General features: G+C 66.3%; 7 protein-coding genes. 2 read left to right on the forward strand and 5 right to left on the reverse strand.

Annotated elements, in window-relative coordinates:
* Positions 1 to 112 precede the first annotated feature (112 nt).
* A complete protein-coding gene (gene chrA / locus AUP43_RS11205; protein ID WP_157089325.1) occupies positions 113 to 1,318 on the forward strand; it encodes a chromate efflux transporter in 1,206 nt (401 codons plus the stop codon).
* A gap of 43 nt (positions 1,319 to 1,361) precedes the next feature.
* Here chrA and pstB read toward each other — a convergent pair whose 3' ends face one another.
* From pstB to pstS, 4 genes are all read right to left on the reverse strand, one after another.
* Positions 1,362 to 2,198, reverse strand: coding sequence for a phosphate ABC transporter ATP-binding protein PstB (gene pstB / locus AUP43_RS11210; RefSeq protein WP_456093693.1), 837 nt, complete (start codon positions 2,196 to 2,198; stop codon positions 1,362 to 1,364).
* A complete protein-coding gene (gene pstA / locus AUP43_RS11215; protein WP_067556733.1) occupies positions 2,195 to 3,040 on the reverse strand; it encodes a phosphate ABC transporter permease PstA in 846 nt (281 codons plus the stop codon). Before pstA ends, pstB begins: the two co-directional genes overlap by 4 nt.
* Before the next feature lie 3 nt (positions 3,041 to 3,043).
* The gene (pstC, locus tag AUP43_RS11220; RefSeq protein WP_067556735.1) at positions 3,044 to 4,015 is read right to left on the reverse strand and encodes a phosphate ABC transporter permease subunit PstC; all 972 of its coding nucleotides are present in this window, start codon (positions 4,013 to 4,015) and stop codon (positions 3,044 to 3,046) included.
* 171 nt (positions 4,016 to 4,186) lie between these two features.
* Entirely contained in the window at positions 4,187 to 5,233 is a 1,047-nt protein-coding gene (pstS, locus tag AUP43_RS11225; RefSeq protein ID WP_232315073.1) for a phosphate ABC transporter substrate-binding protein PstS, read from the reverse strand.
* Between the two features lie 437 nt (positions 5,234 to 5,670).
* Here pstS and AUP43_RS11230 point away from each other — a divergent pair, with 437 nt between their 5' ends.
* Positions 5,671 to 6,168, forward strand: a complete 498-nt coding sequence (locus tag AUP43_RS11230) for a YciE/YciF ferroxidase family protein (RefSeq protein ID WP_067556737.1) — start codon at positions 5,671 to 5,673, stop codon at positions 6,166 to 6,168.
* A 40-nt stretch (positions 6,169 to 6,208) separates the two neighbouring features.
* Here the strand turns inward: AUP43_RS11230 and AUP43_RS11235 are convergent, their stop codons facing one another.
* The gene (locus AUP43_RS11235; protein ID WP_067556739.1) at positions 6,209 to 8,596 is read right to left on the reverse strand and encodes a tetratricopeptide repeat protein; all 2,388 of its coding nucleotides are present in this window, start codon (positions 8,594 to 8,596) and stop codon (positions 6,209 to 6,211) included.
* Between the last annotated feature and the right edge of the window lie 415 nt (positions 8,597 to 9,011).

Consider the following 9,011-nt stretch of genomic DNA (forward strand, 5'->3'; position numbering starts at 1 on the left):
TTACACGCAGGTTACCGCATTTTCCATGTTGGCGCGGTATCGAATTAAGCGGTTGAACGCCGCCGCCATCCAGGCGATGAGAGAGACCCAAGCAACAGACCGGGTATGGGATATGGAACGCGCGGAAGGCAGCCAGGGGCGCGGCGGGGCGGGAGAGGTTTTCCTCACCTTCCTGAAGCTGGGGCTTACCTCCTTCGGCGGGCCGATCGCGCATCTCGGCTATTATCGCGAAGAGCTTGTGGTGAAGCGGCGCTGGATCGACGAGGCCGGCTATGCCGATCTGGTGGCGCTGTGTCAGTTCCTGCCCGGCCCGGCCAGCAGCCAGACCGGCTTTGCCCTGGGGCTGCTGCGCGGCGGTCCGTTGGGCGCGCTGGCGGCGTGGGTCGCCTTCACCCTGCCCTCGGCCATCGCGCTGTATCTGCTGGCGCTGGGCGCGGGCGATATCGGCGGGCCGCTCGGAGACGGAATCCTTACCGGGCTGAAGATCGTCGCCGTCGCCATCGTCGCCCAGGCGATCTGGGGCATGGCCCGCAGCCTGTGCCCGGACCGGACCCGCGCCGGCATCGCCCTGGCGGCGCTGCTGCTGGTCCTTGCGATGGGCGGCGCGCTCGGTCAGGTCGCGGCGATTGCCGCTGGCGGCCTGGCCGGCCTGGCGCTGTGCCGGGGCGGTGCCGGCATGCCGGGCGGGCTGGTGATATTCCCGGTGTCGCGCGGCGTGGGGATGGTCTGCCTGGCGCTGTTCGGCCTGCTGCTGGTGGGGCTGCCGCTGGCCGGCGCGCTGACCGGAAGTCAGGGGCTGGCGGTGTTCGACGCCTTCTACCGCGCCGGCGCGCTGGTGTTCGGCGGCGGGCATGTGGTGCTGCCGTTGCTGGAATCGGCGGTGGTGGATCCCGGCTGGGTGACGCCGGACGCCTTCCTGGCCGGCTATGGCGCGGCGCAGGCCATACCGGGGCCGATCTTCACCTTCGCCGCCTATCTGGGCGCGGTGCTGGAGCCGACGCCGAATGGTCTGGCGGGGGCCGCCCTCGCCCTGGTCGCCATCTTCCTGCCGGGCTTCCTGCTGCTGGTCGGCGCGATCCCGTTCTGGAATGTCTTCCGCTCGCGGCCGACGGCGCAGGCGCTGATGCGCGGCGCGAACGCGGCCGTGGTCGGGCTGCTGGGGGCCGCGCTGTACGACCCGCTGTGGACGGCGACGATCCTGGGTCCGGCGGAATTCGCCCTGGCGCTCACCGGCTTCCTGTTGCTGACCGTCTGGAAGACGCCGTCCTGGGCGGTCGTGCTGCTATCCGGGGCCGGCGGCGTGCTGATCGGCCTTTAGGCCGAGCCGCACCGCCACCGGGCGCCGCCGGACGCCGCAATCCTCAGCCGAAGCGGCCGGTGATGTAGTCCTGGGTGCGCTTGTCGCCCGGCGAGGTGAAAATCTTCTCGGTCGAATCGAACTCGACCAGCTCGCCCAGATACATGAAGGCGGTGAAGTCGGAGACGCGACCGGCCTGCTGCATGTTATGGGTGACGATGACGATGGTGTAATCGTCCTTCAACTCCTCGATCAGCTCTTCGATCTTCGCGGTGGAGATCGGGTCGAGCGCCGAGCAGGGCTCGTCGAGCAGGATGACTTCCGGCTTCACGGCGACGGTGCGGGCGATGCACAGGCGTTGCTGCTGGCCGCCGGACAGGCTGAGGCCGCTGCTGTTCAGCTTGTCCTTCACCTCGCTCCACAGCGCGGCGCGGCGCAGGGCGGTTTCCACCCGGCCGTCCAGCTCGCTGCGCGGCAGCTTTTCGTACAGGCCGATGCCGAAGGCGATATTGTCGTAGATCGACATCGGGAAGGGCGTCGGCTTCTGGAACACCATGCCGATGCGCGCCCGCAGCAGGTTCAGATCCTGCTTCTCGTCCAGGATGTTGGCGCCGTCGAACAGCACCTCGCCCTCGGCATGCTGTTTCGGATACAGCTCGTACATCCGGTTCAGCACCCGCAGCAGGGTCGACTTGCCGCAGCCCGACGGGCCGATGAAGGCGGTGACCTTGTTGCGGTACAACGGCACGCTGATCGATTTCAGCGCCTTGCTCTCGCCGTAGAAGAAATCGAGGTTGCGCACCAGAACCCGTTCTTCCAGGCCCGCGGAATCCTTCGCCACCGGCATCTTCCCAGAGGAGGAGAAGCTGTCGCGGAAGGTCGTCGTCGTGTCGATGCTCATATCGCTTTCTTAGCTCCACCAAGGGTTCGCGCGGTTATGCTGAGGGCGAGGACGGCCATGGTGATGATCAAGGCGCCGGCCCAGGCCAGACGCTGCCAATCCTCATACGGGCTCAAAGCGAACTGGAAAATGACGACTGGCAGGCTGCCCATCGGCGCATTCAGGTCGGTGGTCCAGAACTGGTTGTTCAGCGCGGTGAACAGCAAGGGCGCGGTTTCGCCGCTGATGCGCGCGACGGCCAGCAGCACGCCGGTCAGCATGCCCGCCTGCGCCGCCTTGTAGCACACATTGCGGATGACATAGGCCTGCGGCATGCCGAGCGCGAAGGCTGCCTCACGCTGCTGATTTGGCACCAGCAGCAGCATGTCCTCCGTGGTGCGCACAACGACCGGGATGACGATCAGCGACAGCGCAACCGCGCCGGCCCAACCGGAGAAATGCCCCATTGGATAGACCATGATCTCGTAGACGAACAGGCCGATGACGATGGAAGGTGCGCTGAGCAGGATGTCGTTGATGAAGCGCACATAGCTGGTGATTTTGCTGTAGCGCCCGTATTCCGCCATGTATGTGCCGGCCAGAATGCCGATCGGCGTGCCGATCACCACCGCGAGGCTGGTCATGATCAGGCTGCCGATAATCGGGTTCAGCAGGCCGCCGGTCCCGCCCGGCGGCGGCGTCATTTCGGTGAAGACCTGCAGGTTGATGCCGCTGAAACCCTTCCACAGCAGGGTGCCGAGGATGATCGCCAGCCAGCCAAGGCCGATGGCGGTAGCGACCAGCGCCAGCGAGACGGCGATCTTGTTGCGGCGGTTGCGGCCGGCATAAAGCGGGTTTGACATGAATTACCTCTGCCGCTCGACATACATCAGCAGGAAGCGCGCGATGGCGAGCACGATGAAGGTGATGACGAAAAGGATCAGGCCGAGGGCGACCAGGGACGAGCTGTGCATCAGGTCCACGGCCTCGGTGAATTCATTGGCGATGGAGGCCGAGATCGTCGTGCCAGGCGCCAGGATCGACCCGGAGATCCGATGGGCGTTGCCGATCACGAAGGTCACGGCCATGGTCTCGCCCAGCGCCCGGCCCAGGCTCAGCATCACGCCGCCGACCACGCCGACGCGCGAATAGGGCAGCACGATGTTGCGCATCACTTCCCAGGTCGTGCAGCCCATGCCGTAGGCGGCCTCTTTCAACACCGGCGGCACCGTCTCGAACACGTCGCGCGAGATCGAGGTGATGAAGGGCAGCACCATGATCGCCAGGATCAGCCCGGCGGTCAGGATGCCGATGCCGTAGGGTGGGCCTGCGAACAGGGTGGACAGCACCGGGATGGAGCTGAAGCTGCTGATAAGGAAGGGTTGCAGCGTTTGCTGCAGGAAGGGCGCAAAGACGAACAGGCCCCAGATGCCGTAGATGATGCTGGGAATGCCGGCAAGAAGCTCGATCGCGATGCCGATCGGCCGGCGCAGCGCCATCGGGCACAGCTCGGTCAGGAACATCGCGACCATCAGGCCGATGGGAACCGCGATCACCAGCGCAATGATCGCGGTCACCAGAGTGCCGTAGATCGGGGCCAGCGCGCCGAATTTCTCGGTCACCGGATTCCAGCTGGCGGTGAACAGGAAATCGAAGCCGAAGGTACTGAGGGCGGGCCAGGCGCCGAAGATCAGGGAAACGATCACCCCGCCCAGGGTCAGCAAAACGCCGAGCGCCGCGATGCGGGTCAGCATATGGAAGATCGCATCCCGGCCGCGCAGCTTATTGAGAATCGCGCTCTGCGTGGGTGCAGCGGATTCCGCGGCGCTGCTTCGCATTGCAACGTTCGTCACATCACGTCTCCGGTTCGGTGTATCGTTCACGCGTTCTCACTGTCTCGTTAGACGGTACCGGCTTGATATACCGTCTAACGCGATAGCGAGGAAATCCCCGATCTGAAAAGCAAGATGGGGCGCCGTGCGAACGACGCCCCATCCCGGATAGCAAACTTAGTTCGTGAAGACGGGCTTGCCGCTCGCGTCCTTAATCTCGGCCGCCCAGGTCTTCTTGATGTCGGCAACGACGTTGTCCGGCATCGCGACGTAGTGCAGCTCGTCGGCCATCTTGTCGCCCTTGTCGTACGCCCAGGAGAAGAACTTCAGGGCGTCGGCGGTGGCGGCCGGGTCCTGCGGCTTGGCATAGACCAGGATCCAGGTGGCGGCGGTCATCGGCCAGGAAGCGTCGCCCGGCTGGTTCGCCAGGATCACGCCGTAGCCCGGCTTGGACTTCCAGTCGGCGTTGGCGGCGGCGGCCTGGAAGGCGTCGGCGGTCGGCGCGACGGTCTTGCCGGCCTTGTTGATCATGTTGGCGTGGGTCAGGCCATTCTGCAGGGCGTAGGCGTACTCGACATAGCCGATGGCGCCCTTGGTGTTGGCGACGTTGCCGGCAACACCTTCGTTGCCCTTGGCGCCAATGCCGGCCGGCCACTGCAAGGAGGTCGCGACGCCGACCTTATCCTTCCAGGCCGGGCTGACTTCGGCCAGGTAGTAGGCGAAATTGTAGGTGGTGCCCGACCCGTCCGAACGATGCACGATGGCGATCGCCTGGTCCGGCAGCTTCATGTTCGGGTTCAGCTTCTGAATCTCCGGGGCGTTCCAGCTCTTCACATCGCCCATGAAAATCTTCGCCAGCGTCGGGCCGTCCAGCACCATCTCGCCCGGCTTGATGCCGTCGAGGTTCACGACCGGCACGATGCCGCCCATGACCATCGGGAACTGCACCAGGCCGGTCTCGGCCAAGTCTTCGCCCTTCAGCGGCGCATCGGACGCGCCGAAGGTCACGGTCTTCGCCTTGATCTGCTTGATGCCGCCACCGGAGCCGATGGACTGGTAGTTCATGCCAGTGCCGGTTTCGGCCTTATAGGCATCGGCCCACTTGGCATAGATCGGATAGGGGAAGCTGGCGCCGGCGCCCGAGATTTCGGCGGCGAGCGCCGGGGACAGACCAGCGGCGAGCGCGACGCCGGCCACTGCCATGCTGCGGAAGAATTTTTTCACTGTCGTTCTCCAAGGTTTACCGGAAGCGGGGGCGGTCGCATGCCGCCATTTCTCTTCCGTTCGTGATCGGTCGGCAGGAGGCCGTCATAAAAGCTGTCTAAGACGGGACGCGGGCGCGTCATCGAATGCCCAGGCGCCAGCCGAGATTGACGGGCATAGTTGTGTCAGCCGCCCGTTATCGCTTCGTGTCGGTTCGATGAAAGTTTCGTGACACCCCTGTAGGCCTTCGCCGGCGGGATTTTTGGCGCGAAACCGTCCTGTTGTGGGCGGGGAAGATATGGTCTTGCCGGCATAGCGCCATAACCCTTTGGGGCATAATGCATTTTGCCGCCGCCCACGATGCCGCGGGCGGAACAAAGCCCCTCAAGCCCGGTTCGATTGCGGTAAGCGCCCCGACCGGGACGCGACTTATACAGATCGCACAAGGAGGATATCCCATGGCGGAAAAGGGCCTGAACAAGCTGTTCCACGAAACGCTCAAGGACATTTATTACGCCGAGCGGAAAATCTTGAAGTCGCTGCCCAAAATGATGCGCGGGGCGGAATCCCCGAAGCTGAAGGCCGCGTTCGAGAAGCATCGCGAGGAGACCGAAGGGCAGATCGAACGGCTGCAGAAAATCTTTGAGATCATCGGCAAGCGCCCGCAGGGTAAAACCTGCGACGCCATCGAAGGCATCATCGCCGAGGGCGAGGAAATGCTGGAGGAATTCAAGGGCGACCCGGCGCTCGACGCCGGCCTGCTGGCCGCCGCCCAGGCGGTCGAGCATTACGAGATCACCCGCTACGGCACGCTGAAGCGCTGGGCGCAGGTGCTGGGCCACGCCGAGGCAGTCAAGCTGCTCGACGAGACCCTGAAGGAAGAAACCAAGACCGACCAGGACCTGACCAAACTGGCCGACGAAGCGGCCAATGACAAGGCGCTGAAGGCGGCTTGATCGGGCGGACCGCCTCGGCTCCGTCGGGGCGGTCTTCCTCTCAGCGGCTGTCGCGCCAGCGCGCCAGCCTGTCGGCGGCGGCGGCAGCAACGCCCGCCCAGTCGCCCGGCGCGCGCTGGCGGATCAGCCGCAGCGAGGGATACCAGGGCGAATCCTCGCGCTCGGTCATCCAGCGCCAATCCGGCTGGTCGCTCAGCAGCACCCAGGCCGGGCGGCCGACCACGCCGGCCATATGCGCCAGCGAGGTGCAGGAGGAGATGACAAGGTCGCAACTCTCCAGCACCGCCAGTGTGTCCAGGCAGTCGCTGCCGGCCGCCTCGACCGCGCCGCCGATATCGGCCAGCCTTCGCTCCAGGCCCAGATCCTCGATCTCGCGCCTTGCCCGCCCGACCTGCAGGGAGACGAAGCGCACCCCCTCCACCGCCAGGATCGCCCGCAGCGCCGCCAGCCCCGGCGAGCGTTTCGCATCGCCGACGAAATAGGGATTGCCGCGCCAGCACAGCCCGACGACCGGCCGGTCGCCCGTGGCCCGCACCTTCGGCCGCCAGGCGGCGATGCGCGCGGGGTCGCGCAAGGCGTGCAGCGGTTCGCCCGGAATATCCTCCGGCCGGCGAATTCCCAGCAGCCTCGGCAGCGACATCAGCCCGACCCAGCATTGGGTGCGCGCAAATGGCCGGTCCCAGTCGAACACATCCTCCGGCGGCAGGAGGCGCCGCGCCATCGACAGGGTCTCGGCCTTACCGGCAAAGATCACGCGCCCGCCACCGCCGATCCGGGCGGCGGAGGGAATATGCGGCAGGAACCGCAGAAACTGCACCGTGTCGCCCAAGCCCTGTTCGTCCAGCACCAGCAGCGTGCGGCCGCCAACCGGGCCGCCATCCCAGCGCGGCAGGCTGGCCTCTGGCATGCGCAACCCAAGGGCGGCATGGCGATGCTCGAAATGCGGCCAGGCCTCGGCGTAGCGTCCCTGCAGCAACAGGGTGAAGGCGAGATCCCAATGGGCGGCGGCGCGCGGATCGATGTCGACGGAGCGGCGCAGCGCTTTTGCCGATTCGTCCAGCCGGCCGACGCTGCGCAACATGTTTCCCAGGCTGCGCAGCGCCGGCGCGTGATCGGGGCGGCTGCCCAGCACGCGCCGGAAATCCGCTTCCGCCGCGCTATAGTCTTCCGTCATGCGATGGATATTGGCGCGATCCATCCGCGCCCCGACATGGGCCGGCACGCGTTGCAGAATGGCGCTGTAGACCCGCTCCGCCTTGGCGGTCTGCTGCGCCTGATGCAGGGATATGCCCCAGGCATAGGCCTCCCGCGGCCCATAGGGCGGGGGAGAGCCCGCGATAGCTTTTTCGATCGCCGCCAGCAGGCTCGCGCTCTGGCGCTCCCAACTCCAGTCGAGCATATAGCGCACCGCCGCCTGCGCCTTGGCGCGGGCCTCGTGCCGCCGGTCATGGATACGCTGGAGCGTTTCCAGCAATTCCTCGACGCTGGAGTCGCCCCAGCCGTCCCGGGCCCCGCCCTCCCCGGCGATCTCGCGCTGGTCCTTCAGGCAGTAGAGGTGATCCCCGACCAGATCCAGATGGCCGGTATTGCCCGACAGGATGGTGGGCACGCCACAGGCCAGCGCCGCCATTGCCAGCGGGTTGGGGTCGCCCTCACAGCGGCTGGGGAAGGCCGCGACATCGCATTCGCGCAAGATGGTCGGCAAGTTGGCTTGCGGCGCCGCCCCCAGATCGAGCGCTGCCTCCGGCCCCAGCCCGTTGCGCGCCAGCCAAGCGGCGACCGGCAGGCCCGTCGCGTCGGGCAGTGAGGGCTCGGCGCCCGGCGCCGCCCAGGCGGCGACCAGCAGCGCCTCCGGGTGGCGCTGGCGGAACCGGCTGAAGGCGGCGGCGAGAATGTCCGGCCCGGTTCGGTAGGTCAGCGGGCCGCCGGCGAACACCAGGAATCGGCCGGGGAAAAGCCCGGCGCGATTGGCCGGATGGAACAGCGACAGATCGATGCCGGGCGGGCAGCGCAGCACGTTGGTCAGCCCCTTGTCCCGCAGCAATTGCCGATTCCAGGACGAGGCGGCGAGGATCAGCGGCCATTGCGCGACCGCACGGAGGCGCTGCGCCGGTATATCCGTCCGGTGCAGCCGCGCGAGGCCGATATCCGGCTCCCCCGCCATGCGCCCAGCGGGCAGGGTCAGCCCTTCGCCCAGCCAATGCAGGATCGCGCAGCCGGGCGCCTCGCCCGCCGGATCGCCGGCACCGCCCTCAGTGGCAAGAAGCAGGGCCTGCCGGTGCAGCGGGGCGAGGTCGCCCGTCGCTGGCAGGCCGTTCACCAGGAACGGTCGCCAGCCATTGCCCGCGGCATGCACCGCCAGCTGGAGCGGGTATTGCCACGTCGCCTCTCCGGCCCCCTCCGGCCAGGCCATGCCGAATCGCTTCATCCGCCAGGCCTGGGCACGACTGGCGGATGCGAAGGGTTCCAGCCGCCGGCTTTCGTTACAAACACCATTCTGCGTTTCGTCTTAACTGACTCGGCGACATTTCGGGAAGACGCCCTGAAAGGAACATCTTGTCATCACGCGTCCGCAGAATGCTGGAAAGATCTGGGTAATGTCGAGCGATCCGGCTCGATCGCTCATCGTCTGAGAAAATGGCGCGCCTTGGGGCTGAGGAAACGAACGAATTGTTCGAGACCCTAACCTCCTGGAACGACTATCTGGAGTATCGGAAACGCAATGATCTTCAGAGGCCGCCATGTCCCTGAGCGGCGGCTTCAACAAGGCAGGCGCTCGCAATACCCTCGCTAAAGACAGACACGCTGAACGACGCTCTCCCCCTGCGCCGTTCAGCATCCGC

The organism is Oceanibaculum pacificum, from assembly GCF_001618175.1.
Lineage (GTDB): Bacteria > Pseudomonadota > Alphaproteobacteria > Oceanibaculales > Oceanibaculaceae > Oceanibaculum > Oceanibaculum pacificum.